Below are 24,978 nucleotides of genomic sequence, written 5' to 3'. Positions count from 1 at the left end.
TTGATAGCTTTCGCTAGATAGACGTCGTTATTATCTCAAGTCAGGGTAGCCCTTAAACTTAAAGTTTAACAGGGATTAGATAACAAAAGGATACTTGAAAGATTCAAAACCTTTCAATACTATCCTATCTGCGTTGAGAATAAAGGAAAAAACTGGATCTTTAAGGTTCTTAAACAGAAGCTTCCTTGGTAAGGATATAAGCAACCATTTCAGGGTTCAGTTTGCTTTCCCTTGCAACCTTTTCCTCAATTCTCTCAGCAGGTGTGCCTTCCATCTTCAGTTCTCTTATCTTTTCGATCACAGAGGACGGAATGCTGTAGTATTCGTTAATGTCTTTTCTGTGCCCCCACACATCTCCTTCGATAAGCTGAATTCTTTGCATTTCAAGGAACATTTCTATAGACTTTGAAACCGTGCGCCTGTAAGATTTCGGTAACTGAATTACCTCAATCTTCGGGCAGGTTTCCACCAGCGCAAAAATATCCTTGTTCGAAGGCCTGAAAGCCAGGTGAACAACACGCTCATTAGGGTTAAGTGTAAAGATCTCTTCCCTAGAACTGACTACTCTAATTTTCATTATGTCTTCCCCCACTGTAAAGTGTTATGTTTTTACCTCAATATAAACTACTTATACTTATTATAAATATTTGTCTACCACGCCCGCTAATTTTTAGACAGTATTCTGCATTTTCCGCCCGTCTTAAGAACTCTAAAAGTGAGAGGAGATCTCAGGAAGGAAAAAAAGCCAGACTTAAATATTCGGACTCAAGATTCTTCAGCCCTAGCCCTTATAGTGATCCTGCTCTGATGAGAAAAAGAAGAGAAAACGTAAACAGGAGAGACTGTTAAGACCTCAAATAAAATCGTATCTCATTATTTACTTTTTCAGGGATCTGCTTCCAGCTTGAGACAGATTTAACAGTGCCCTGTCCTCAAAATTTACAGGCTAAACGACAGGGAATTCTCTGGAAGTTTTTCACCAAACAGTCACGTAGTACAAAACTGCTATACAGGATTTTTAATATGCCTCGTTTTTTGGCAGCTCTTCCTTTAATTTTTCATTTAGAAAATAAGAATTCCACAACAATACCGGATTTCCCAGAGTGAAACAGACTTAAAGAAAAAAATATAATTAGTCCTTATGTATGAGCTCGTCTCTCCGGTAAACCCCTTTGCAGTCCTGAAATATACCGGACACCTTCTGCTGGTTTTTTCAGCAGTCCTGCTTGTCCCTATGTGTGCAGCGCTTGTTCTCGGGGAAACATCTGCAGCCGTAATTTATGGAAGCAGTGCCCTTATATCTGCAGGAACGGGTGTTCTGATTCAGAAAATAATTCCGGATTTCGAACTTGAGCTGAAGGAAGCTTTAATCCTTGCAGCCGTTACTTTTCCGCTTTGCTCTTTAGTTAGTGCGGTACCTATGGCACTTTCAGCCGGAATGCCCTTTCTGGACGCTTATTTCGAATGTGTTTCGAGCCTGACAACAACAGGCCTGAGCCTTGCTCCAAACTCCCCTACAAAACTCTTTTTTTTCACCCGATCCTGGCTGCAGTGGATAGGGGGAATAGGTATAATCGTGCTTGTGCTGGGAATCCTTATACGTCCGGGCACCACGGCATTCAGGCTTTACAGAGTAAACTTCGGGGAAAGTCGGGTTCGTCCAAGTGTAATTGCAACTGCCAGGACACTTGGAACGGTTTACCTGGTCCTGACCCTGATTTCATTGACACTTCTGCTTTTCAGTGGAATGTCTTTTTATGAATCAGTCTGCCATACTCTGAGTGCGATTTCTACGGGCGGATTTTCAACGCAGGCTGAAAGCATCGGAGCATACGAGGGCTTTTTGATCCCGTTCTTTATAACAATTTCTTGTATAATGGGTGCGATTAGCTTTTCGCTCTATCCGGAAGTCCTGAAGAACCCCAAGACCCTTATAAGAGATCCTCAGGTAAGGTACATGCTCGGGCTTTCCATACTCGGGACAGCACTTTTTGCTTTAACACTTTCAGGAGGAAACAGCGGGCCTGAAATGCTCGGGATATTGCCTGATGCTGTTTTTCAGACAGTCTCGGCCCTTACGGGAACAGGATTCTCAACTATAGACATAGCTTCCCTTTCGGATGCTTCAAAAGGCTTTCTCAGTGCAATTATGTGTATAGGAGGCAGCATAGGCTCAACTACAGGCGGGATCAAGCTTTTTCGATTGATTGTAATCGTGCAGCTGATAAGGCTTGTTTTCTACCGTTTTTTTCTCCCGAGGGAAGCGATTACTCCTCTCAAGGTAAAGTCACAGGTGGTCGATCCCGACGATGTTTACCGTATCATGACTTACGTGCTGCTTTACTCGGTTGTGCTTGTGTTCTCAGCTTTCATTTTCATGCTTTACGGCATAAACTCGGCAGATGCCATTTTTGAGACTTCAAGTGCTCTGGCCACAGCAGGGCTGTCAACAGGCATTACAGATCCGGGTATGCCGGCCCTGCTCAAGCTTGTTCTCTGTGCGGATATGCTGCTCGGGAGAGTAGAGATAGTTCCGCTCTTTATCCTGTTCCTCCCCAGAACCTGGTTTGAGAGAAGCAGTAAAACCGGAGAAAGGAAAGTCCGAAAAGATATAGCTTGAAAGAAATTTATTAGATGGAGAAGTAAAAGTGAATAGGAATAAAAAAATCACAAAAAAGGATTAAGAAAAAAATTAAGAAATATTGCACAGACTGCGAAAAAAAGAAAAAAGGTCAGAATAAAGGAAAGAAAAAAATGAGAGTAATCATTATTGGAGCCAGTTCACTGGGAATGCACCTGACTCACACGCTGATCAGGCAGGGAAATGAGGTTGTCCTTATCGAAAGGGAAGAGGAATTTGCGAGGGAACTTGCTGAAGAACTTGACTGCACAGTAATCAATGCCGAAGGCACCCACCCTGATATCCTTGAGAAAGCAGGAATGGACTGTACGGATGCAGTAGTAGCCTGTACTAACCATGACCAGGACAATATCCTCATAGGTCTGATTGCGCAGGAAGCAGGCGTGAAAAAGGTTATTGTCAAAACCGATGATACAAAATTTATGGAAATTGCTAAGAAGTTGGGAATAAGCTCTCCTATTAACCCGCCTCAAATTTCCTCAACAATCATTTCTGATGCTCTGCGCGGAGTTGACACAATCGAACTGAGCAATCTTGTCAGGGCTGATGTGCGTGTAATCAGCCTCAGAACAGGAGAACAGCATTCCGGTAAAAGGGTCTCTGAAGTCCAGTTTCCGGAAAATACCGAATGTATCGGGCTTTATAGAGAAAATGATTTTATTCTTGCGCGGGAAAACCCAAGGCTTGAAAAAGACGACGAGCTGCTCATAATCACACGTTCGGAACATATTGACAGAATTTACGAAAAAATTCGGGAAGCATAATTTAGAGTGAAAAAATATTAAAACATCATCGCCTGTTCTTCAGGGAGCACGTCGGAAGCTATCGAATCTCCCTACCGTTTTTTAACATAATAGCAGATTTATTGCTGGATACTTGCAGATCAGTTAATAGTGAACTACCCGTCATTGAAATGGCAGGCTTCCTGGTTCATCCCTCTCTCTTTTGAGAGCAAGTCCCCAGGCTCTTCCCTGCGTTCCGCAGGTGTCAAACAGTTATGAGATTTTACTCAAGGAGAGAGAACTTTTTGATATTGATAGCGGCGTTAATATCCCTATCATGCGGAGTCTTGCAATCAGGGCAAATCCATACTCTATCCTTTAGTGTCAATTCTGAATTATGATAACCGCAAACATTACAAAGTTTAGAAGAAGGCTCAAATTGTCCAATCCTTAGTACCGTTTTTCCGAGCCATTCTGCCTTATATTCTAGCTTCGTTGCAAAGCCACTCCATGCAGAATCGCTTATAGCCTGAGCTAAATGATGATTCTTGACCATGTCTTTGACATTCAGAGTTTCCAGAGCTATTGCTTGGTTCTCGCTTATTAATTTAGAAGAGATTTGGTGCTGGAAATTATTTCTCTGATTGCTTATTTTTTCATGGATTTTAGATAACAGTTTTCTGGCTTTATTTCTACGATTTGAACCTGGGAAAGCCGTTCTTCTCTCTGAAAAATCTAAAAAGACAGCGTCTACATGTTTTGTCATTCCCTGAAGTGACTGAGAATTAATTTCTTTCAGGAAAGGTTTTTCAGTTTTCAGGGCAGGAAGAAGCTTATCCAGCTCCATATGATTTATACATTTTCCAGTCTGTTCATAAGTCTTAATTTTCTGTTCTAAAGCCCAATTGTAAATAAGCCTACAGCTACCTATGTGCTTATTTATTAGCGTTTCTTGTTTTTTAGCAGGTTTCAATCTGTACTTATAGGCTTTTAACATTAAAAGTTATATTAGTTTTACCCGCATATATAACATGGGTAAATTACAAGTAGTTGTGGAAAGTTGACGGCATTCATCCCGCCACTAAAGTGACGGGCATTCTGCCTTTGATTATCGTAAATGCGAGTAATCCTTTCACTGAAGGCAGAACATCCAGGATTTAACCTGGATATCTCCAGGAAAGCATATAAGAGAACCTTATAATGTAAAAAAGAACATAAAGAACTCGCTTCTAATTTTATGATAATAAATATAAAACTATACTCCGAGGACGCAATAAGTGGATAAACTGAGCCTGGACGAGAAGGTAGATTCCCTTATAGAAAATGGAATTCGAATCCTGAACAAAGCGTATGCACTTGAAAAAAAACCTGTTGATATGGGGTGTGGTGTGCTCCTTTACCCTTCGGAATTCCATTTAATCGAGGCAGCTGGTAAAAATCCGGAGGAAAACCTGACTTCCATAGCTTCCCGTCTTGGAGTAACAAAAGGAGCAATCTCCCAGACGGTTAAAAAACTTGAAAAAAAAGGACTTGTGGAAAAGGTCCGCATTCCAGGAAATAAAAAAGAGGTCGTACTCGAACTAACCGAGTTTGGAAAGGAAGCTTTTGAATGGCACAGATCCCTCCACGAATCCATGGAAGCAGGGATAAGGAAAGAACTTGAAAAAATGAGCGATGCCGAAATAAAGACATTTCTCAGAGTATATGGGCACCTTGAAGAGATGCTTGACCGATGTATGGAAAGATAAAGGTAAAAAAAGTGGTTCTAAAAAAGGAATAGCCCGAAGATGAATTATTAATCCTGCTTGAAAGATAATTTTTGTTCAGTAACTAAACTAAAATAGTAGAAGTGCAGATAGATAGTATAGATACTATACGATATAAACAGAAGTTCTGACAGATTAACAGAAAAAGAGCTCAAAGTGAGTAAAGTGAAATGACTGAAGCAGGAAAACAGGTGATTAGAATGAAATATGAATTCTCTCCAATTTCTTCCGAAGATAGGGAGGCTATAATTGATACTTTCAACTACTATATTGAGAACAGTTTTGCCGCTTATCCTGAGAGTAAAGTTCCTTACGAGTTTTTCAGTTTCTTTCTTCAGACTATTTCAGGGTATCCAAACGCCGTTGTAAGGGATGAAAATAAAATTTTCCTGGGCTTTTGTATGCTCCGTCCCCATTCTCCAATGCCAACTTTCTCCGGAACAGCCGAAATCTCGTACTTCATCAACCCCGAGTACACGGGAAAAGGAATTGGCTCTGTAATGCTGGAATATCTTCTTTCGGGAGCCAGAGAAAAAGGACTTCACTGCATCCTGGCAAGCATTTCTTCCCTCAACGAGGGAAGCGTTCGTTTCCACAGCCAGCACGGGTTCTCCGAGTGCGGGAGATTCAGGGAGGCAGGAAAAAAGAACGGAAAATTCTTTGATACGGTATGGATGCAGAAGCTTCTGTAAAAGTATTAAAGACAACCTTTGTAAAAAATAGCAAAATAAGCAAGATATTCAAGTTAAAGTTAATATTTCAGTAATTATTCGGCTCTGTAAAATTCCTCTGAAATAATTAATCTCCATTAGTGTGAACTACCCCTCCCTGCTTTCTGATGAAAGCGAGGAAGTGGCTTCTTGCTTCATCCCTCGAACTACCGTTCGCAAGTCCACAAGCTCATCCCCTACGTTCCATAGGTGTCAGATAACTATAAGATTTTGATCTTGAAGAGAGAACTTTTTGATATTGATTGCAGCATTTATGTCTCTGTCATGCTTTGTTTTGCAATCAGGACACGTCCACTCTCTAACATCAAGAGTTAGATTAGAATTGTGATGCCCACAAACATTGCATAATTTAGAAGATGGCTCAAATCTTCCTATTCGTAAAATGGTTTTTCCCAACCATTCAGCTTTATACTCTAATTTTGTTACAAAACTACTCCACGAAGCATCTGAAATAGACTGAGCCAGACAATGATTTTTTACCATACCTTTAACATTCAGAGTTTCCAGCGCAATAGCTTGGTTCTCGCTAATCAGTCTGAAAGAGAGTTGATGCTGGAAATTATTTCTCTGATTGCTAATAGTTTCATGGATTTTTGAAAGATGCTGTCTAGCCTTATTCCTATTCTTAGAGCCTTTAACTTTTCTCGATACTCTTTTTTGGAGAGCTTTCATTCTTTTTAGAGAATTTTTAAGGTATTTTGGATTTTCAACCTTTTCTCCATTTGATAGAACTGCAAAATCTTTGATGCCTGCATCAATACCTATTGTAGTTGATTCTGAAAAGTTCTGCTTTTCAGGAATATCTTTTTCGTTATCTACAAGGATACTGATATAATATTTTCCTGTACTTGATCTTGAAATTGTTGCGGTTTTAAGTTTGCCTTCAAACCTTCTATGAAGTATGGTTTTAACTTCACCTATTTTAGGAAGCTTAATTATCTGCTTCTCAAAATCTACCGCATAATGTTGAGGCATTTGATATGATTGAACCGGATTTTTCTTAGACTTGAACTTAGGAAATCCGGATTTCTCTCTAAAGAATTTAGTAAATGCTGATTCTACATTTACTAAAGAGGCAAGTAGAGCCTGTGAATTAGCTTCTTTTAACCATTCGTTAGAAGGTTTTACTTCATGGACTAAAATGTGCTGTAAATCAAACCTCAATATTGATTTCCCAGTTTGTTCATAAGTTTTTATCTTTTGTTCTAAAGCCCAGTTATAGACAAATCTACATGCACCAAAGTGAACTTGTATCATTTCCTTTTGTTTTTTGCTAGGGTAGATTCGATATTTGTAGGCTTTTAACATACTATATATTATATGTTTTAAAAAAATATATAGGTTTTGTTAAACTTAATATAGTGAAGTTGACGGCTTTCATCCCCCACCTGTCGCTTCGCTCCGAGGAAGGGGACTTCCCGCCTTAAAGTTAAACTGAACAGATTGATTCATTTTTACTGATTTATGTTCCGCCTCTTAAAGCTGGTTTAGATAGGTTTTCTACAGAGATGATAGGTTTTAGAACAAAAAGAGCAACACCTGCAATAACAACCAGCGTTGCTAAGGTTTTTTATGGTTTTTCTCTGTGATAACTGTTTTCAAGAAAAAGTTTTATCTTTTCTTTTAAGTATGACTCTGTCCGGGCATTGTCAGGGAGTTCATAAATGCTGCTTCTACCGGACCCCTCCTCTTGGACCGATAACCAGATCGATATGAGCAATTTCCGGGCATGCCCCAATGAGGGCTTCTCCAACCATGCTTTTTAAAACAGTTTTCACCAAGTTCAACACCTCAAGTCTATCTCTACATGGAAAATCCGTGCAGACTCTCCGGAAAAAAATTATTGATATTCTGGTTATGCTAAAAGATAACAGGGAAGTAAAGAACAGAACCGTTTCCGTATGCAGAAAATAAATTAACCTGTTAAGACTTTAAAACATACTTAAATAATTTATCAATTTTTCGCCCTGGCAGCAGAAGAATCTTACCAGTCCAAAAAAGATATTAAATAGGATCAGGATTGTCTGAAACTCGATTCGCAGTCATCTGCAAAAATAATAAAAACGATCCCGTAGAAGAGTGCTCCGGGTTTCAAAGCTCACTTTCAGGCACCTGAGAAAAAGGCATTTCCAGGAAAAAACGGATACTTTAAATCTGTTTCTCAAAGGGAAATCCCTGAAAGGATCTCAAGCCTTTTGCTCCAGTGGTCAAGTCCCCTTTTTGCCGCATACCAGTCGAAGAAGTCAATTTCATCTCCCATATTTCCGGCTTCAAATCTTGCCCTTAGCTCACCTGAACTGTACCCGAACTTTGCCTCGAAATCCTCACAGATTATGGAGTATCGCTTGACCTTGTATTTTGCGACATGTTTTTCATGTTCCAGAGCCGAACGGATAGCTTCACATACTTCCTGAGGTGAGAAATCAGTTTCTATATTGAGTGTGAAACTCATGTCTATCCCGGTTATAATAGTATTCTATTTCATATAAAGTAGTTATGAAAATAAACAACTTTACATAAATTATAGAAATTCTCAACAAATACTGTAATATTGTAGTGTTGTAGAAATGCAGGTCTGCAAGAGTTAGCGTAGAACGTGAATTTAAATCTCTTTTACCTGAACTGCTTCTTTTAGCATATGAAAGAAAAGGTCAGTACCCCATTTAAGGGCTTCAGGCTCTGAACTTAGCAAGCTTTCGTGTTCAAAAATTTTTTCTTTGGGGAAAAGAGTAAGCAGAAAAAAATTATCTGTTACGGTAAAGTCTGCAATTTTAGGGTCCTGAGGATAGGTGAATAACCTGACGTTTTTAAAGCTCAGGAAGGTGCACAGTTCCTCTCCGAAATCCTTTTCGAACCTCCGGAGCACCGGATCCGTAAGCATTAAAGAGATTTTTACTCCCTTCTTTTTTGCGAGTTCAGGGTAGAGTGTAGTAAAAGAAGGATGAAAATAGGAAGTAAAACCGAGGATGTGGGTGGAGGAGTGAAGTTTTTCTACAAACTCAGGATTGAGTTCGAACATATGGCTCATGTCTGGAAGGACAAGTTTGCAGTTCCTCAGTTCAAAAATTCTTTTGCGTAAAAATGGAGGGATGCCTTCAAGGTTCCTTTTCGTCCAGTAGTCAAAATTTTCTTCCAGGACTTCCAGAGTTCCCAGAAAAGGCGGCATTTTGTCAGCAACTACAACTCCCATTAGAGAGAGTTCATAGGTGTGCCTCTTCTGTACAACAAGCTTACCTTCTTTTAATTTTTTGATCTGGGGAAGAATTGAAACAGGATCTGCGGAAAGGTGCTCCTGAATTTCGGCCATATTTCTTGGCTTATCCTTCAGAAAAAGAAGAAGTTTCTTCCTTTTATCTGACAAGAAAACCAGTTCTGTTAATTTAGCTTTCTCCTTCATCAGAACCCCCGAAAAAAAATTATACTGATGTAAAGATAGAAACCCAGCTATTTATACATTATCATTAATTTTAGACTTTCTTATACATTATCATTAATTTTAGGCTTTCCGCGAAGCTGAAAACAATCAGTATCAGTCTACAATGTAAGGTCCTATATCCTCTAAGCAGAAATATCTCTGACAGTAAAAAGTGCTCCATATCTGTTTTAATTTCTATGAGGCCCTCAAGGTTTTGAGCCAAGCAGGGAACAAAAGTATAACCCAGGCTGCTTACATCCTGAAAAATTTGAATTTGCTCATAATGATTAAGTTCTGAATATTTCGAAAATTAGCTCTCCTGCACAGCGTTTAAAAAGGCTTCAATAAAGAAATTATTGTATAATTCAGAATTTATGGGGTAAATATATAAATCAGGAGAGGGATAAACTTAATAAATATTTTAAACCTACTAATAATCTGATCCCGTACATAAGAAAAACCAGAAAAGAAATATCTGCCGCTCAAGTGAAGGCCCAGCCAGGCAAAAAAGGATGCTTGCCTAATGGAATATTTGTCAGGATATATATTAATTTTCTTTGCCAGAATTTGCGATGTTTCTTTGTCCACTGTTCGAACATTGATGGTAGTCCAGGGAAGAAAACTCCATGCGGCAGCCATCGGTTTTTTTGAAATAATAATATACATAACCGCCCTGGGAAAAGTTGTCAACGGGCTTGATGACCCCGGGAATTTGCTTGCCTATGCCCTGGGCTTTGCAAGCGGGAACTACATAGGGATTTTCATAGAAGAGAAAATCGCACTTGGAAACTTTGCTGCCCAGGTAGTCTTAAAAACCAGCAAAAACCGGGAAGTACTCGACTCATTGAGAAATAACGGGTTTGGAGTAACTTCGGTTCAGGGTTCCGGAAAAGAAGGCTCCCGGGAAATTTTGAACATAGCCCTTAAGAGAAAAGACCTGGACAAATTAAAACAAATTTTATATGAATATGATGAGAGGGTATTCATCACCGTAAGCAACACAAAGCCCATTAGCGGTGGATATTTTGCTCCCAAAAAGAAGTGAATAAACTGGTTTATTCCGGAAGAAAACATTTTTTAGAAAAGCTATAACAAAAAAGAGGAGACAAAAAAGAAAAAAGAGAAAAACCAGGAAAAGGAATGATGAAAAAGAATAGTTTCTGCAGCAAGCGGCATTCTGACAGCTGCATTCTGCCGATCAGTACTTTACTGATCAGTACTTTACAGCATTAAGGACAGCCAGCTTTTTTTTCCAGTGGTCAAGGCCTCTTTTTGCGGCGTACCAGTCAAAACATTTTTCGTCGTCCATGAATTCGCCGGCTTCGAATTTTTGCATGAATTCCGTTGAGATCAGGTCATACTGGTCTTCAAATTCATCGCAGATCATGGCATAGCGTTGTACCTTATACTTCGCAAGATGTTTCTCATGTTCCAGAGCCGCACGAATGACCTCGCTTGCTTCCTGCAGCGAGTAATCGGTATCAATCTGCAATGTAAGATCCATGTTTATCCCATAGAAGAATTGTTGCTGATACTAAAAAATAATCCTATATGTCTTTTTCTATTTGTTCAGAAAGCTCGCTTTCCTTAAGTATGCTTGCTTTTCTTTAAGTATTTAAGGGTTCAAGCCGGAAAAACAACAGAGAAATAAATATATTTATACAAATTCACAGGCCCAAAGAAGGCTCATGAAAAAAGAATATAAAAAACAGATAAAATGTGATGCAGGACAGAAGGTAGAGACATAAAAGTGTGGATCCGAATTAAATCCACACCACCATCAGTTTCGTGTTACAAGCCGGATTATCCCGGAATTCTCCATGTTCTTGTAAATGAACGCTGAAGAATACGCAAGCAACATGAACTTGAAGCCCTGTGCAAAGTCCATCTCCATGAACATTGTAATCATGCCCACGAAAAAGGCAAACTGTATTACACACAGAACCATTCCGGCTACTGTGAACATTTTCTGACGGCTTCTACTATCGCTACTATCACTACTGTCTGAATCATCGGATTCTTCTGACATCTTATTTCAAACCTCGCGAATAAAGGTCCTAAAGAGTGTTTTTGTTTTCAATTTTCGGTTTGTTTCGTTTATAATTCTGTTTTTTTAAATTTCAGTTCAGGTAATTTTGTGTAGTTTCAACCGGCTCGAATAGAACAACGACCCCGTTTAAAACGCATGACGTAGCTTATAAAAAGCTCCTAAAACGAGATAAGATGTTGAAAACCCCAATTGTTGCATCTGAAGGTTCACTAAAATTGATCCCTGCGTGCAGCATTACCTGAAAAAACACTCTCCAATTTAGAGACTTTTATACAATCTTACTATTTGCGTGGTATGATATATAAAACTTGCGTGATAAGAGTGGGCAATGGGGAAGTTGAAGGTGTTTTAGAGGTAAAAGGGGAGGTTTAGATATCAATTGCTGAGATGATTTTTAGCCTTTTGCTCCAGAAATTAAGGCCTCTTTTTGCGGCGTACCAGTCTAAGGAACGGCAAATTCCTTAAGCCTAAAATACTAATCTCTCGAAATAAAACGAAAGGTTTTAATTCAATAGAAAATTACTATTTAACATTTATTGCCAAGATTCCGTGGATGTTTTCTGAAAGGTACAAAACAATACATTTATTTTCCGTCCTGATCCATCCGATTTGTTTTTTTCTGGCAGCCTTTATCAAGTTTGGAAGATAGATTGATTCCCGAAAAAGTGTGGAGTACGAGAATCAATTGTTTTTCAAGATTTATTTTCAAAGACCAGTAATGCGAGTAAAGAAGTACAATAAACCAGGCATTATGAGAAGCTAAAGGAAGAGATTTTTTGAGGGAATAGTTATGAAGAAAATTTTAAAGATAATGGCAATGCTCCTTATCATTGCCGCAGTTGTCTTTGCGGCCGGTTGTGCCGAAGAGTCAGAAACCGGAGAAGATGAAACACCGGCAGGTTCGGAACAGGCTCCGCATGCAGCTCCGGAAACAGCTGATACGGAAGGCGAAAATGCTGCTGAAAATAACACAGCTGAAAATAACACGGCTGAGAACAGTACAACTGAAGTTAATGAAACAATGGAAACAGGACTGATAGTAACCGAGGCTGACAACGGGACAAGCATTAGTATCAAAAATGGAGAAAACTTTACCCTTAAGCTCGGGGAAAACCCATCTACAGGCTATGCCTGGGAACTTAACGTGAGCGAGGGGCTCAGTGTTCTCAGCGACAATTATACCCAGGATGAAGTCTCTGAAAATATGACCGGTGTTCCTGGAAACCATTCATGGATAATTGAAGCTGTGGACCAGGGCAGCCAGCAGGTGAATGGAGTATATAAGCAGGCCTGGGAAAATGCAACGGGTACTGAAGATAACTTTACACTCACTGTTGAGGTTGAGTGAGAAGTATTTTTTGTTTCCAGATTTTATTCCTTTTTTTTACTTTTTTAATTTCAGTCAAGTACCTCGCTAACTTGCTTAGGGGAGTGCCAGCAAAGCTTTGATTTTTGGTTTTTGGCAGGTTATATTCAATTGCTGAGATGACTTTTATTTTTTTGTTCCAGATTTTAAGGCCTCCTTTTGCGGCGTACCAGTCGAGTAAGTCGTCACGATCTCCAAGTTTACCGGCGTTGAATCTTTCCATAAAGATTTCTGAATCCATCCCATATTTGTCCTCAAAATTCCCACAAATATCCGAATACTTCTTTATTTTGTATTTTGCATTGATTATTATCTCAAGCTCATTTTTCATCGGAACAATACCCGAAAACAGGACGTTTCGGCGAGTTTCCCCCGATGTCCGGATGAGGGAAAAGACAGTCCTTATGAAGTTGCTGTCAGCCCTGACGGGAATAAGGTGTATGTGACTAATTCAGGCAGCAACACTGTTTCTGTAATTGATACAGCTACAAACACTGTTACAGCCACTGTAAATTTAGGACATCATCCTACTGGAGTTGCCATTGGGCCTTTATAGATTCCAATATGACTGATCAAAGCGCAGGAGTGACCTCCGGTTCAACTGCAGATACGGGAATTGAAGAAACCAGCTTATTATCGCCTGAAGAAAAAAACGCTGTCGAACTCAATAATTCGAACAACAACAGTAAAAATGATAATAATTCCGGACCTGATAATTACAGCAGCTCGGGCGGAAATGAATCGAGAAATAATAACTCTGCTCCGGGCTTCGGGTTATTGGAAGGCTTGACCTGTCTTTATGGAGAACGGAGGCTCAGGAAAAAGTGATGGGGAGTGGACTGCCGGACCGCCGGCGGATGGTAAGATGTTACCTTAATGCAGTCACAACAAAACTCATTTGTATCCTTACTGGCTCCTAAAGTTATGTATCCTTCGTTAAGTTTAACGTCGTATATCTCATGTGGAATTACAACACCATCTGAAAATGTATTGAAATTGTGGTCATAAACCTTTACTTGTTTAGTACAATAGATTTTCTCTCGCGGAAGAAGTTGCCTATGAATTCTTTTTTGACATCTATACTAATAATTGGATTCTCGCTTTTTGAATATTCGTTTATCAGCTCTTGAATCCTCTCAAATTGCTCGTCGCTATCTTTACATGCTTTCATTGTGACAGCTTTTTGCTGCATTTTTCTCTTTACGAAACCATATTTCTTCAAAAGCTGCTTTATTACGTGGGGACTTACATTCATACCCTTTGATTCAAATGCCTTTGATATTTCTTTAAGGCTTAGATTTGTCCACTTTGTTTCAGCATCAATAGGGCTTCCAGCTGTATGGTGATTTAAAATTTCAAAGAAGACTTCATCGATATTTTCTTCCGTTTCGATTATTCTTTGGCTGTTTCTGGGAACTTAACCTGACCGACGGGCTCCGCATTCTCAGCGACGAATACGTCGCAGGTCCAAATTCTCAAAACAGGCCAGATGCTCCCGGGATTCACTCATGGATAATCGAAGTCACAACTTCGGGCAGTCAGCGGATAAGCGGAATATATGAAGTCCTGCGAAAACACAACCAGCGAGGAAGAAAACTCTACACAGCAGGACCACTTTAATTAAGATTAGCTGGAAAAGCAAAAGACAAACACCAGTTTTTGGAGCTGCGGCTGTGTGCTGTTTTTTTCTATCTATGCCCTGACAGCTTTCACCATGAACATCGGTGTGGCTCCGTAGAGCAGTTTTTCTTTGTCGTCCCACAGAGGACCGGTAATATCCCGGACAGAGCTGACCTCTGAAAAGCCGAGCTTTGTAAGCTGCTCCACGTCCCAGCTAGGGCGTTTTATGGAGCTGAGCGGTAATAGATCATAATCGATGCTCACTGCAGGACGTGTCCCCCCATCAAAAGTCTAGCCGTATTTTTCAATGCACAGTTTTTCCCTGTGTTTGACTTCCTCCATCAGATTTTCATCATAATAATGCAGGTTCCAGTTGGCATCAAAAATAAGCAGCACTCCGCCTGGGTTCAGGACACGCTGCCATTCCCGGTAGACTGCCAGGGGGTCGGATAAGGTCCACGTTACATTCCTGCTAACAACAAGGTCAAAGGAGCAGTACGGAAACGGCAGTTCCGTACAGTCCAGCTGCAAAAAATTCGGGGAAACCCCTGAGAATTCAGCGTTGAGCCGTGCTCTTTCCAGCATCCCGGCCGCACAGTCCACTCCGGTTACCTGATGGCCGGCCTGGCTCAGGATGATTGAAAAGAAGCCCGGGCCGCACCCGACATCCAGCACAGCCAGGCTATCTTTTTTAGGGGCCTGACCCAGAATCAGCTTTTGCCACCGGTCAGGTCGGAAGCTTTGCAGTTCATCCCGGATAATCCGGTCATAATTTTGAGAGCCCTGAGACCAGTACTCTGCCATTTCTTTTTGAAGCATTGTCTCTTCATCTCCTTTGCGACTATTTTTGCGCGGTGATGAAAAACATCGGCGTCGCAGCGTATTGAATTTGTTCTTTTTCTGCTCCGGGAAGTCTTGAGCTGCACGGCTCTGCGGCAAGAACATGAAATCTAGCCTGTGAGAGTGCCTTTTTGTCCCATTTCGGACGCTTTTGGGCAGAAAGCGGGAGCCTGGGGGCAACGGAATCCATCACGGACGTGCTGCTGTGTCCCGTCCCATAGAGCGGAGTGCTTTCACGCACCCCTGCTGCCTGGCGGAACTTTTCAAGCTGCTCCTTTTGCTGAGGGTCGAAGAGGTGCAAGTAAAAGTTCGCGTCCAGGTACACCAGCATTCCTCCTGGTTTCAATATCCGATGCCACTCTGAAAAAGCTGTTTCCGGATTTTGCAGGGTCCAGACCAGGTTGCGACTTATGACCAGATCAAAGCAGTTATCTCCAAAAGGCAGCTTTTCCGCATTGTCCGGCCTGAAATCCACGGCTGCACTGCGGGAATTAGCACAGTAAGCAGCTTCCTCCAGCATCAGGGGAGAAATGTCGACCCCCGTTACCTCATGCCCTTCCTCCGCAAGCAGTATGGCCAGAAAGCCGCAGCCTGTACCTACGTCCAAGACACGCAGTTTCCGTCCTGCAGGCAGATAGGTGCTCAATAATTTCAGGTAGGCTTCACGCTGAGGAGAAGCAAGCTCGGACAGGCAGGCAATACTCTGCTCCGGAGACCTTCCGTCCCAATATTCGGCTATGGTCTGAAGGTCTTCCTCCTCCTGTGTCACTCTGGTCGCCCGGACCATAAACATGGCAGCAGCGCCATAAAGCATCTGGCTGATATCGTCGAGCGCAGTCAGATACGAGATGTTTTCATCACACACTATATCCTGAAAGCCCAGCTTCCAGAGCACCGCACGGTCCCATAAGGGCCGCTTTGTCCCGACCAGCGGAAGTCTTTTCCAGTATTCCTCCAGGCGGTACATCGCAAACTTTGCCGGGAGCTGCCCGTATTTTTCCCTGTACTGCAAAATGCCCCTGCGCATTGTCTGCTCCATCTCAGGGTCAAAGTGCTGCATATACCAGTTGGCATCAAAAACAAGCAGCCTGCCGCCGGGCTTCAGGACTCGTTTCCATTCCGTATAAGCTGCCTCAGGGTCGTAGAGGGTCCAGGTCACATTGCGGCTTACGACCAGGTCAAAAGTATTGTCCGGAAACTCCAGGTGGTGACTGTCCATCAGTAAAAATTCCGGATGAACACCTTCTTGCCGGGCATTATTTTTTGCCTGCTCCAGCATTTCAGGCGTGCAGTCGATCCCTGTGACCCGGTGGCCCCTGGCAGAGAGGAGGATGGAGAAAAAACCGGGCCCGGTCCCAACATCAAGCACCCTCAGATTTTCTTTCCGCGGCGCATTCTCGAGCAGGAGGCCTGTCCATATCCTGCGTTTCTCATTGGTAAGCTCTGCCTGAATGGTACTGTTATAGCTATTTGCGGTTTCTGTCCACCATCTAACGGTTTGTATTTTATACTCCATGACATGACCTCATTTCTTTACTTTCGAACGGGATGACTGAAGAAAGCAGTTTTCTGGAATATTCGTTTTTTACCCGGGACAGCCCGGACACCGGAGACTGTTCAACCACCCGCCCATTATGAAAAAAGAGGACCCGGTCACAAAGATAGGCTACCGCCTGAATATCGTGCGTGATAAACAGGTAGCTCATCTGATACCGCTCCTTAAGCTCTATTAAAAGGTTCAGTATCTGAGTCTGAACCGGTGTGTCGAGGGAGCTGATTGCCTCGTCCAGGACCAGGAACTGAGGCCCGGTTGAGATGGCACGCGCAATGCAGACCCGCTGTGCTTCGCCCCCCGAAAGCTCATGCGGCAGCTTGCTGCAGTATCCGGCGTTCAGCCCCACCTGTCCGAGCAGGTCGACAACCCTGCGTGTAACCTCCTTTTTATCGTGCTGGCCCATGGTCCTGAGCAGCTCCGAAACCGCATCGAAAACCGTGAAAAAAGGGTTGATTGACGAGGAATAGTCCTGAAAGACCGCGCTGATATGTCCCAGACGTACTTCGCGCGACTGTACGTCCCGCCCCTGAAACAGGATCTCTCCGCTGTCCGGTTTTTCAATCCCCGCAATCAAACGCCCGAGAGTAGATTTTCCGCTGCCGCTCTCGCCGATAACCCCGAGACATTCGCCGCCATGCACCTCAAAGCTTACGTCAGAAAGGACTAGCTGACGGTTGTTTGAAAAAAAGTCTCCGTTATTGTAGGTTTTATTTACACGGCTTACGGTCAGCACGGCTCATTTCCCCCCAGGACCTGACGAAAACGCGTCCCGAGCGCCTGCCTTGTAGAGACCAGGTACCGCGTGTATTCCTGCTGCGGGTGCTCAAAAATGTCCGGAAGCGGGCCGAATTCCACAACTGACCCGTTTTTCATCACGACAACAGAATCGGCCAGCCTGTTCACGACCCCTAAGTCATGAGATACGAAAATCATGGCGCTGCTGGTACGCTTTTGCAGCGCTGTGAATTGCTCCATCACTTCGAACTGTGTGATGGTGTCTAGCGCCGTGGTAGGCTCGTCCGCAATGATAATGTCCGGCTCCAGGACCAGCGCGAGGGCGATCATTGCACGCTGAAGCATACCGCCTGACAGCTGGTGCGGGTATTTTTTCAAAAGTCCAGCCGGATTTTTCAGCATGACTGTCAGCATGGACTCCACCATCCTTTCGTCAGCCTGCTGGGCTGTCCAGCCAAAATGTTCCTTCAAGGTTTCCCTGAAATGCTGTCCGATGACGCAGGAAGGGTCAAACGCGCTCATCCCGTCCTGCAAAATCATGCACAGGCGGTTCCCACACAGGCTGCGGAGCTTCTGCTGCGGCAGTGTGAGCAACTCCTGCCCGTCAAATTCCACACGGCCGGAGCAGCTGATCCAGGGCCTGTTCAGTCCCATAATGGCTTTACAGGTCATGGACTTTCCGCTGCCGCTTTCTCCTACAAGGGCAAGACAGCTGTGCTCCTTAAGAGAAAAGGAAACATCTTTGACGATTGCTTCCCCGCTGCGGGAGTCCCATACATTAAGGCCGTTTACCTGCAGTATATTTTTCATGAAGGAGCCCTCCCTTCCCTTCTTTTTGCGGCAGCAGGCTCGTGTTTCGGGTCCATGGCATCACGCAGACTGTCCCCGAGAAAGCCAAAAGAAGCCGAAACCAGCATCACTGCGATTCCCGGAGGGAGCATCAAAGCGGGATAAGAGAGCATCACGTCCTTTGCCTCATTGAGCATCATGCCCCATTCGGGTGCAGGTGCCTGAATCCCCAGGCCAAGAAAGGAAAAACCGGAGATCTGCAGAATCATCGAGCAGACCGAACTGCTGAAAATGACTGCAATTTCTGAAAACGTCATCGGAAGGATGTGGCGGGTCAGGACGTGAAAGGGGCTGCACCCGGCAGCCTTTGCAAACCGGACATAGTTCTGTTCGGTAAACTGCATCACTGAGGTGCGGATCACCCGCGTGAACCACGCCCATTTTGTCAGTATAGAGGCCAGGAGAATGTTTTGGAGCCCCACCCCGAACACCCCGATGATGGCAAGGGTGATGACCTCCCCGGGAAAGGAGAGCATGACATCGCAGAGGCGCATGATTACATTGTCCACCCTCCCCTTATGGTACCCGGAAATCATCCCCAGTACCGCGCCGATCATCACGGTAATTAACAGGGCAAAGAGCACATACAGGACGCTCGGGCGGATCGCATAGATCAGCCGGGACAGGACGCAGCGCCCTAACTGGTCATTCCCAAGCGGGTACCGGAAGGACGGCCCTGCAAACCTCAGTGAGGTGTCCACAGCAAGAGGGTCGTTTGGTGCGAAAAAAGGTGCAAAAATGCCAACCAGGACAACAGACGAGAGAAAGACGAGGCAGCACATCGCAAGCCGGTCCTGCTTGAGTTTTTCCCAGACAGGCATTTGCTTACTCCTCCCTCAGTTTTGGGTTTATTGCCGCATTTACAAGGTCGGCAATCAAATTAAACAGGATGAAGAACGCAGCCACGACGATAATATAAGCCTGGACTACCGGCAGGTCCCGGTCAAAAATTGCGGAAACGCAAAGACGGCCGATACCCGGCCATGCAAAAACATTTTCGACCACGACAGTCCCTGCCAGCATCCCGGGAACAGCCATGCAAAAGCCTGAGACTGCCGTCTGCAGGGAATTGCGCAGGATGTGCCGGTTTACCAGACGGTCCGGCAGCCCGCTGGCCTTTTCGTACAGCACGTAATTCTCTCCGTTGTTGCGGACCATGGAGTTGCGGATCAGCCGAAAATAGAAGCCGATATAGCCAGAGGACATTACCGCGACCGGCAAAATATAGTGCGCAGCGCTCCCCATCCCGCTTGTAGGGAGAAGGTTTAACCGCACGGCAAAAAACCATATCATCAGGATGCCGACCCAGTAGGACGGCACGGCGGTAAAAGCGAACAGGACTCCACGTGTGACTTTGTCCGCCCTGCTCCCTTCACGCAGGGCACAAAATACTCCGAATGCCGTCGACAGAAATATGACGGTTACCGAAGTTACCGTAACCAGCTTTAAAGTGTTCAGGAAGGCCGGCAAGATCAGGCTGGATACCGGCCTCCTTTTGACGTAAGACTGACCGAAATTCAGGTGCAGGCTGTCAGACAGCCAGTTCCCGTAACGGATTAGGAAAGGCCGGTCCAGGCCAAGCTGCTCCCGGGTCTGCTCCACCAGCTCCTGTGTGACCACAGGCACATCGTTTGCCCGCAGCGCAGCTTCTGCGGGGTCGGTCGGGGAGAGGTTAATCAGCAGAAAGGAACAGAAGGAAATGATAAAGAAAAGCGGAACTGCAGCGAAAATCCGCTTGATTACATAGGCGCGCATGGTATTCTCCTTGTCCTGCAGGGCAAATTATCCGCCTTTCAGACCGATTACAGTCACAGTTTATTCGAATTGCAGGTCCTTGAAAGGAAGTTCGTACTGGTTTTGCAGGAAATGGACATTTTCAAGATTTTTGGGGGAGATTGCTGTGAGGCGTCCATAGGTGAGGGGGATAATGTTTGCTTCCTCATGTACCGTCGAAAAAATTTCGGTATACAGCTCTTTCCGCGCTGCTTCGTCTCTGCTGGCAAGGACTTCATCAACTTTCCTATACAGTTTTTCTGCTTCAGGAAGTCCTTTAGTCGTGTCGCCATAAGAACCTCCGGGCTTGAGGATATTGGCGGTGCAGTGAGGCTCATAGGGGACTCCCCAGGTCACGTCGAACAGCATATCGTAGTTGCCGGTCTTCCTGCGGTCATAACAAGCATTGTTTTCCTCGCCGGTCAGTTCAAGCTGGATCCCGACTGCCTTCAGGTTGCTCTGGATCAGCTCGCTCATCGCTTTTTGTCCGGCTTTGGCTGAAAAATAGCAAAGGTTGAATTTCAGTGTCTTCCCGTCGCGGGTCCGGTACTCCGAGCCGTTTTCCAGTTTCCAGCCTGCCGCGTCAAGGATTTGCCTGGCTTTTTCAGGGTCAAAGTTTCTTACCTTCAGGTCAATGTTGCAATAGGGGACCGCCTTTGACATAAGGGTTTCAGCCGGGAAGTCTTCTCCGCCGAGGAGGTCATTTGCCAGAGAGTCCCGGTCAATAGCATACCACACAGCCTCACGTACGGGTTTTTCGGCAAGAGGGCTTTCCGGGTTTCCTGTGTTGACCAGGAGAATTTTAGTAGACACCGGGTCGCTCTGAGTAATCCGGTAGTCCCCGGTCTTTCCCAGGTCCCTGACTGCCTGGACGTCGAGCATATTTCCACCTGTTTCGGTGACCAGGAAGTTCACTTCTTTCTTCTGAAGCGCAAGCAAGGTAGTCTGTCCGATGGGCAGGACCTTCCGGATAATTTTCTTAACGCCCGGCTCGCCCCCCCAGTAATCCGGATTTGCCTCAAAGGCAGCATACTGGTCTTCCACGTGCTCGGTCAGCTTATACGGCCCGGTCCCGATATAACCGCTGACCCCGTCCTTCGTTTCCCCATTGATAAAGCATCCGGGAGACATCATGCTGTAAGGGCGCGTATAGCCAAGCTCGTTGAGTGCAGGATAATAAGCTTCGGATAGCACCAGCTTTACGGTATAGTTGTCCACGACATCGCAGCTGACAATCCTTGAGGCCAGCGCCAGCCAGGCATGACGTTCTTTGTTCCGCTGTACCGCATCAATATTCTCTTTTACCGCCTGGGCATTGAACGGCTCCCCATCCTGAAATGTGACATTCTTAAGCAAATAGAAGGTATAGACCTTGCCGTCTTCGGAAATATTCCAGCTCTCCGCAAGCCTTGGCCCGGGACCGTTAACAGTATTTTCCACCAGGGTTTCATAGACCATTCCCTGCGCCATCTGAGCACCCCCGTACAGGTGCCCGTTGATGTCGCCGATATCGTGAGACGATGCCTGGATTAAAGTACTTTCGTCTTCAGATTGCCCCGTCTGTCCATAAGTACTGAATAAAAGTACCGCTACCAGTACCAGTATTAGGGCTCCTGCTATAATCACCCTGGTGCCTTGATACTTTCTCACGTTCATGTCCTTCTTTCTGACTTAATAAAATAATTTTTATATTCCCTGGCTATCCTTAGCCGGACCTGCAACCTGGCCAATCCCTGAGCTGTCTGTTCCTGAGGGTAAATTTTGACCGCCTATTAAACTCACAACAAGAATTGATTGTGAATGGAATTTTGGGAGTGCCTGTTTTCATGCTTTAATTAGGTGCCTGCTTCTTCTTTTCTTCTTAACGATAAGGATGATCCCCTGTCCTGGCGGGAGATGCAAAAGTATCCTTTTGGAAATCAACTTATTACGCTGCATTACGCTGAGCAGCAGGTCCTGCACATACGATTGGATTTTTTTAAATTTGTGGACTCTCGTTATTCCCTCTATTGAATATATTTTGTAATACAATTTTTAAATTTAGTTAAAATAGATGTTAAAATTTTCTTCTTTTTTGTACCAAAACTATACATAAAATATGATCATTATAAAACTTTCGAAATCATCACTTATGCAAAATTAATAACAGAGTGGCTTTTGACCTTAACCCCACCGCAAATAGGGAACAACTTCTCCTAATAACCCGTCTCTCACTCACGCTTTTGTAATGGATATCCATGTGTCTTCGGTCAAGTGAGAAATCGTGAGAAATCGCCTACATTTCCACAACAACCATCAAAAATTTCATTGTTTTGTAGACTGGAACAGAGTATCTATTTCATGTAATGGGGCCAGAATTTAAGGCAGGCTTCCGGTACAAAATCGATAGCTTTCAGGCAAGAAAATTCCTTAACCGATGACCAATGAATAGGTATGTTCATAGGAAATATCTCCCGGTTAGAAGATTTAGAAAAGAGTTTATAATTTAAGATTCTTCAAGTCCTCGTTGATGGAACGAAACCAGGAATATTAGATTCTTCCCATAAAATATTGCGGCATGGATAACTCTTATATTAAATCTATATCACTTACGCCTCGGGACAACTTATTTGCAATCGAAGACTCTTCAGAACTAAATTTTAATTATAAAAATCAGCAAACTTAAACTAATAGAATCTGTTGCCAATTGATTTTAATTCACTGAGGTCACGGACTAACCATGAAAGCAATTGAAGTATCTCATCTCATTAAAAAATTTGGCTCCCTTATTGCTCTTAATGACATCAGTTTCTCAGTCGGTGAAGGAGAAACTTTTGGGTTTTTAGGCCCCAATGGTGCCGGCAAGACAACTACTATTCGTATTTTGACAGGAGTATCAAGACCTACTTCCGGAACTGCAACCATTTTTGGTCATGATGTTGAACACGACACCATTGCTGCAAGACAGTCCGTAGGCATTGTTTCTGAAAATTCTAACGTGTACGATGACCTGACTGCCTGGCAGAACCTGATGTTTTCAGCTGAACTCTACCATGTGGGACGAAAAGAGCGAGAAAAAAAAGCTAACGAACTGCTCAGGAAGTTTGAATTATACGAACGGCGTAATGACAAAGTTCATGGTTTTTCAAAAGGAATGAAAAGGCGTCTGACGCTTGCTATGGGTATGGTCAATAGTCCTCGTCTGATATTTCTGGACGAGCCGACCTCAGGGCTCGATGTACAGAGCAACCTTATCATCCGGGAAGTGGTCTCAAGTCTGGTCCGCGAAGGTGTCACTGTTTTCTTAACAACTCATAATATTGAGGAGGCAAATGTTATGTGTGACAGGGTAGCAATTATCAATAAAGGGAATATCGTTGCAGTCGATACACCTGAATCGTTGAAAAGGACAATTCAGAGTGTTCAGTCTATAGAAGTTGCTTTTGATAATAATTCCATAGATCACCTCGAAGAACTCAGCCGCCTTCCAATGATAAATGAAGTTCACAAAGCAGGTGACAAATTTAAGATTTTTACTGAACTTCCGTCTGAAGTTATTGATGCTCTGGTTGCTTATGCCCACTCTTATAACTTAAAAATTCTCAGCATAACAACTCCCGGTCCGAGTCTTGAAGATGTATTTGTAAGGTTAACCGGTCTTCAACGGGCAGGTGATGGAATTCATGCCATCGACTGAGTATAAAGGATGGACAAAGCACCTGTCTCGGGAAATGAACGGTGCATGGGCAATCGCCAAAAAGGATATGAGAATCTACTACTTCAGGTCCAATATAATAGTTTCCGGCATACTCTTTCCCCTTTTTATGTTCCTGTCTTTTGCTATTGGGAAGAATGCCCCCCCAAAAATATTGATACCCGGATTGATTTCAATCACTTTACTGTTTTCTGCTTCACAAATAGAACCGGTTTCATTAACTCTTGAACGGCGCGTAAAGACTTTTGAACGCTTGCTCTCAGCACCTATTTCCCGGAACTCAATGATTTTCGGGGAGAGCATTAGCGGGTTTCTCTACAGCCTTGTCATTGCGTTATTACCGCTTGCTGTCGGCATCTTCATATTCGATACGCAGATAGTAAATGCACCTATCCTTGTTATTTCCATGATTCTCACATCGTTCTGTTTTGCTATGCTCGGGACGCTATTTGCTGCATACCCCACCGAGACTGCGGGCGAGGTCATGGCAATTCTTAATACTGTCAGGCTACCGCTTATATTTATCTCCGGCATTTTTATTCCGATATCTTCCATGCCTCAGATAGGCCAGAAGATTGCACTGATATCCCCACTTACTTACGGAAACGATTTGATAGAGTGTGCATATACGGGTAATTCACTATATTCTCCACTTTTAGATATTTCAATGCTTGTGATATTCATTATAATCTTCCACCTGGCTGCAAACTATATGTATAAGAATTTCAATGAGTGAACGACGTAACTGTAAACGCTGGCAAGGGATTATTCAATCTGCTTTTGTAACCGCTTAAAACGCGTAAGGACGCGAAAGAACCTTGCCTGTAATGCCTTCTTCTTGCTCTTAACCCAGGATACCTTTCATTCAGACTTTAATCTTTTGATCTTTCTGAAATATACCAATATGCAAACATCATTAATCCTACCACTTTTTCTTTTTTTGTCAGCGACCGCCCGATATCTGCTCACTTCGTGAGCATGCGGGAGTGGAGGGAAGTTTTAAGATAGATTAAAAAAATTTACTTATTTTGTGTTACTATGAGCATAATATAAATTGATACTTATTCTTTAGAATATACTCTCATAAATAGGCAGTAATGTTTTTTGGCTTGTTAATCATGGAAATAATAAAAAAGAACTTTAAAGCGAAATAATTTCAGGATAAAACATACGCTCCCCAGTAATGAGAGAGCTTAGCTGAAAAGATTGTACAGAACATAT

The 24,978-nt window shown here is 43.4% G+C and carries 29 protein-coding genes and 1 pseudogene; 11 read left to right on the top strand and 19 right to left on the bottom strand.

Features of this window, described 5'->3' with window-relative positions:
* Positions 1–169 precede the first annotated feature (169 nt).
* Entirely contained in the window at positions 170–577 is a 408-nt protein-coding gene (locus tag MSHOH_RS06550) for a DUF1699 family protein (protein WP_048138295.1), read from the bottom strand.
* 564 nt (positions 578–1,141) lie between these two features.
* Between MSHOH_RS06550 and MSHOH_RS06545 the strand changes: the two genes are divergently transcribed.
* The gene (locus MSHOH_RS06545) at positions 1,142–2,620 is read left to right on the top strand and encodes a TrkH family potassium uptake protein (RefSeq protein ID WP_048138293.1); all 1,479 of its coding nucleotides are present in this window, start codon (positions 1,142–1,144) and stop codon (positions 2,618–2,620) included.
* A gap of 134 nt (positions 2,621–2,754) precedes the next feature.
* Positions 2,755–3,405, top strand: a complete 651-nt coding sequence (locus tag MSHOH_RS06540; protein WP_048138291.1) for a potassium channel family protein — start codon at positions 2,755–2,757, stop codon at positions 3,403–3,405.
* 241 nt (positions 3,406–3,646) lie between these two features.
* Here the strand turns inward: MSHOH_RS06540 and MSHOH_RS06535 are convergent, their stop codons facing one another.
* Positions 3,647–4,360 carry an RNA-guided endonuclease TnpB family protein gene (locus MSHOH_RS06535; RefSeq protein WP_048138289.1) on the bottom strand — a complete coding sequence of 238 codons (714 nt, stop codon included), beginning with the start codon at positions 4,358–4,360 and terminating at the stop codon, positions 3,647–3,649.
* A 280-nt stretch (positions 4,361–4,640) separates the two neighbouring features.
* Between MSHOH_RS06535 and MSHOH_RS06530 the strand changes: the two genes are divergently transcribed.
* Both MSHOH_RS06530 and MSHOH_RS06525 read left to right on the top strand, forming a co-directional pair.
* Positions 4,641–5,111 (top strand): MarR family winged helix-turn-helix transcriptional regulator, encoded by a 471-nt coding sequence (locus MSHOH_RS06530; protein WP_048138287.1) that lies wholly within the window; start codon positions 4,641–4,643, stop codon positions 5,109–5,111.
* A 188-nt stretch (positions 5,112–5,299) separates the two neighbouring features.
* Positions 5,300–5,821, top strand: a complete 522-nt coding sequence (locus tag MSHOH_RS06525) for a GNAT family N-acetyltransferase (protein WP_239451252.1) — start codon at positions 5,300–5,302, stop codon at positions 5,819–5,821.
* Positions 5,822–6,052: 231 nt separating this feature from the next.
* On the opposite strand, the gene tnpB is transcribed toward MSHOH_RS06525, so the two are convergent.
* The 4 genes from tnpB to MSHOH_RS06510 all read right to left on the bottom strand — a co-directional run bounded on the left by tnpB (position 6,053) and on the right by MSHOH_RS06510 (position 9,257).
* Positions 6,053–7,168 (bottom strand): IS200/IS605 family element RNA-guided endonuclease TnpB, encoded by a 1,116-nt coding sequence (gene tnpB, locus MSHOH_RS06520; protein ID WP_048138285.1) that lies wholly within the window; start codon positions 7,166–7,168, stop codon positions 6,053–6,055.
* Between the two features lie 365 nt (positions 7,169–7,533).
* Positions 7,534–7,638, bottom strand: a complete 105-nt coding sequence (locus MSHOH_RS22640; protein WP_269849310.1) for a formaldehyde-activating enzyme — start codon at positions 7,636–7,638, stop codon at positions 7,534–7,536.
* A gap of 383 nt (positions 7,639–8,021) precedes the next feature.
* On the bottom strand, positions 8,022–8,312 hold the full coding sequence (locus MSHOH_RS06515) for a hypothetical protein (RefSeq protein ID WP_048138283.1): 291 nt from the start codon (positions 8,310–8,312) through the stop codon (positions 8,022–8,024).
* Positions 8,313–8,462: 150 nt separating this feature from the next.
* Positions 8,463–9,257 carry a helix-turn-helix transcriptional regulator gene (locus MSHOH_RS06510; protein WP_048138281.1) on the bottom strand — a complete coding sequence of 265 codons (795 nt, stop codon included), beginning with the start codon at positions 9,255–9,257 and terminating at the stop codon, positions 8,463–8,465.
* Between the two features lie 598 nt (positions 9,258–9,855).
* Between MSHOH_RS06510 and MSHOH_RS06505 the strand changes: the two genes are divergently transcribed.
* Positions 9,856–10,320 carry a DUF2179 domain-containing protein gene (locus tag MSHOH_RS06505; RefSeq protein WP_204245397.1) on the top strand — a complete coding sequence of 155 codons (465 nt, stop codon included), beginning with the start codon at positions 9,856–9,858 and terminating at the stop codon, positions 10,318–10,320.
* Positions 10,321–10,488: 168 nt separating this feature from the next.
* Here the strand turns inward: MSHOH_RS06505 and MSHOH_RS06500 are convergent, their stop codons facing one another.
* Together MSHOH_RS06500 and MSHOH_RS06495 are read right to left on the bottom strand one after the other, a co-directional pair.
* On the bottom strand, positions 10,489–10,779 hold the full coding sequence (locus tag MSHOH_RS06500) for a hypothetical protein (protein WP_048138275.1): 291 nt from the start codon (positions 10,777–10,779) through the stop codon (positions 10,489–10,491).
* A 276-nt stretch (positions 10,780–11,055) separates the two neighbouring features.
* Complete coding sequence (locus MSHOH_RS06495; protein WP_048138273.1) at positions 11,056–11,304, bottom strand: hypothetical protein; 249 nt, start codon at positions 11,302–11,304, stop codon at positions 11,056–11,058.
* Between the two features lie 811 nt (positions 11,305–12,115).
* Here MSHOH_RS06495 and MSHOH_RS06490 point away from each other — a divergent pair.
* Positions 12,116–12,673, top strand: coding sequence for a protease inhibitor I42 family protein (locus MSHOH_RS06490; RefSeq protein WP_048138271.1), 558 nt, complete (start codon positions 12,116–12,118; stop codon positions 12,671–12,673).
* Here the strand turns inward: MSHOH_RS06490 and MSHOH_RS25050 are convergent.
* Positions 12,654–13,022 (bottom strand): hypothetical protein, encoded by a 369-nt coding sequence (locus MSHOH_RS25050; protein ID WP_239451251.1) that lies wholly within the window; start codon positions 13,020–13,022, stop codon positions 12,654–12,656. The genes MSHOH_RS06490 and MSHOH_RS25050 overlap by 20 nt on opposite strands.
* Before the next feature lie 69 nt (positions 13,023–13,091).
* On the opposite strand from MSHOH_RS25050, the pseudogene MSHOH_RS26120 reads away from it, so the two are divergent.
* Positions 13,092–13,241: pseudogene (locus MSHOH_RS26120) on the top strand (YncE family protein); the annotation flags it as partial.
* A gap of 14 nt (positions 13,242–13,255) precedes the next feature.
* Positions 13,256–13,519: a hypothetical protein gene (locus tag MSHOH_RS26115; protein ID WP_048138269.1), complete on the top strand. Its 264-nt coding sequence runs from the start codon at positions 13,256–13,258 to the stop codon at positions 13,517–13,519.
* Here MSHOH_RS26115 and MSHOH_RS25965 read toward each other — a convergent pair.
* Together MSHOH_RS25965 and MSHOH_RS25045 are read right to left on the bottom strand one after the other, a co-directional pair.
* Positions 13,489–13,659 (bottom strand): hypothetical protein, encoded by a 171-nt coding sequence (locus MSHOH_RS25965; protein WP_394297764.1) that lies wholly within the window; start codon positions 13,657–13,659, stop codon positions 13,489–13,491. The genes MSHOH_RS26115 and MSHOH_RS25965 overlap by 31 nt on opposite strands.
* Before the next feature lie 44 nt (positions 13,660–13,703).
* A complete protein-coding gene (locus MSHOH_RS25045) occupies positions 13,704–14,045 on the bottom strand; it encodes an ISAzo13-like element transposase-related protein (protein WP_269849383.1) in 342 nt (113 codons plus the stop codon).
* Between MSHOH_RS25045 and MSHOH_RS25960 the strand changes: the two genes are divergently transcribed.
* Positions 14,027–14,311, top strand: coding sequence for a protease inhibitor I42 family protein (locus tag MSHOH_RS25960; protein WP_158024266.1), 285 nt, complete (start codon positions 14,027–14,029; stop codon positions 14,309–14,311). The genes MSHOH_RS25045 and MSHOH_RS25960 overlap by 19 nt on opposite strands.
* 72 nt (positions 14,312–14,383) lie before the next feature.
* On the opposite strand, the gene MSHOH_RS24580 is transcribed toward MSHOH_RS25960, so the two are convergent.
* From MSHOH_RS24580 to nikA, 8 genes are read right to left on the bottom strand one after another with little or no spacing between them, the layout of a single operon-like run.
* On the bottom strand, positions 14,384–14,575 hold the full coding sequence (locus tag MSHOH_RS24580) for a hypothetical protein (RefSeq protein WP_204245396.1): 192 nt from the start codon (positions 14,573–14,575) through the stop codon (positions 14,384–14,386).
* 27 nt (positions 14,576–14,602) lie between these two features.
* Complete coding sequence (locus MSHOH_RS06470; RefSeq protein ID WP_204245395.1) at positions 14,603–15,130, bottom strand: class I SAM-dependent methyltransferase; 528 nt, start codon at positions 15,128–15,130, stop codon at positions 14,603–14,605.
* A 22-nt stretch (positions 15,131–15,152) separates the two neighbouring features.
* Positions 15,153–16,667: a class I SAM-dependent methyltransferase gene (locus MSHOH_RS22005; RefSeq protein ID WP_052730744.1), complete on the bottom strand. Its 1,515-nt coding sequence runs from the start codon at positions 16,665–16,667 to the stop codon at positions 15,153–15,155.
* The gene (locus MSHOH_RS06455) at positions 16,657–17,439 is read right to left on the bottom strand and encodes an ABC transporter ATP-binding protein (protein WP_048138267.1); all 783 of its coding nucleotides are present in this window, start codon (positions 17,437–17,439) and stop codon (positions 16,657–16,659) included. Before MSHOH_RS06455 ends, MSHOH_RS22005 begins: the two co-directional genes overlap by 11 nt.
* Complete coding sequence (cntD, locus tag MSHOH_RS06450) at positions 17,433–18,251, bottom strand: staphylopine uptake ABC transporter ATP-binding protein CntD (RefSeq protein ID WP_048138265.1); 819 nt, start codon at positions 18,249–18,251, stop codon at positions 17,433–17,435. The genes MSHOH_RS06455 and cntD overlap by 7 nt, the downstream gene beginning before the upstream one ends.
* Positions 18,248–19,111: a nickel/cobalt ABC transporter permease gene (gene opp1C / locus MSHOH_RS06445; protein WP_048138264.1), complete on the bottom strand. Its 864-nt coding sequence runs from the start codon at positions 19,109–19,111 to the stop codon at positions 18,248–18,250. The genes cntD and opp1C overlap by 4 nt, the downstream gene beginning before the upstream one ends.
* Positions 19,112–19,115: 4 nt before the next feature.
* Positions 19,116–20,045 (bottom strand): nickel/cobalt ABC transporter permease, encoded by a 930-nt coding sequence (opp1B, locus tag MSHOH_RS06440; protein ID WP_048138262.1) that lies wholly within the window; start codon positions 20,043–20,045, stop codon positions 19,116–19,118.
* Positions 20,046–20,105: 60 nt separating this feature from the next.
* The gene (gene nikA, locus MSHOH_RS06435) at positions 20,106–21,713 is read right to left on the bottom strand and encodes a nickel ABC transporter substrate-binding protein (protein WP_204245394.1); all 1,608 of its coding nucleotides are present in this window, start codon (positions 21,711–21,713) and stop codon (positions 20,106–20,108) included.
* Between the two features lie 1,069 nt (positions 21,714–22,782).
* Between nikA and MSHOH_RS06430 the strand changes: the two genes are divergently transcribed.
* Positions 22,783–23,739: an ATP-binding cassette domain-containing protein gene (locus tag MSHOH_RS06430; protein WP_048138258.1), complete on the top strand. Its 957-nt coding sequence runs from the start codon at positions 22,783–22,785 to the stop codon at positions 23,737–23,739.
* Entirely contained in the window at positions 23,726–24,493 is a 768-nt protein-coding gene (locus tag MSHOH_RS06425) for an ABC transporter permease (RefSeq protein WP_048138256.1), read from the top strand. The genes MSHOH_RS06430 and MSHOH_RS06425 overlap by 14 nt, the downstream gene beginning before the upstream one ends.
* Positions 24,494–24,978 lie beyond the last annotated feature (485 nt).

The sequence above is a fragment of the Methanosarcina horonobensis HB-1 = JCM 15518 genome, from assembly GCF_000970285.1.
Classification (GTDB): Archaea; Halobacteriota; Methanosarcinia; order Methanosarcinales; family Methanosarcinaceae; genus Methanosarcina; species Methanosarcina horonobensis.
This window is presented reverse-complemented; position numbering and strand designations above follow the sequence as displayed.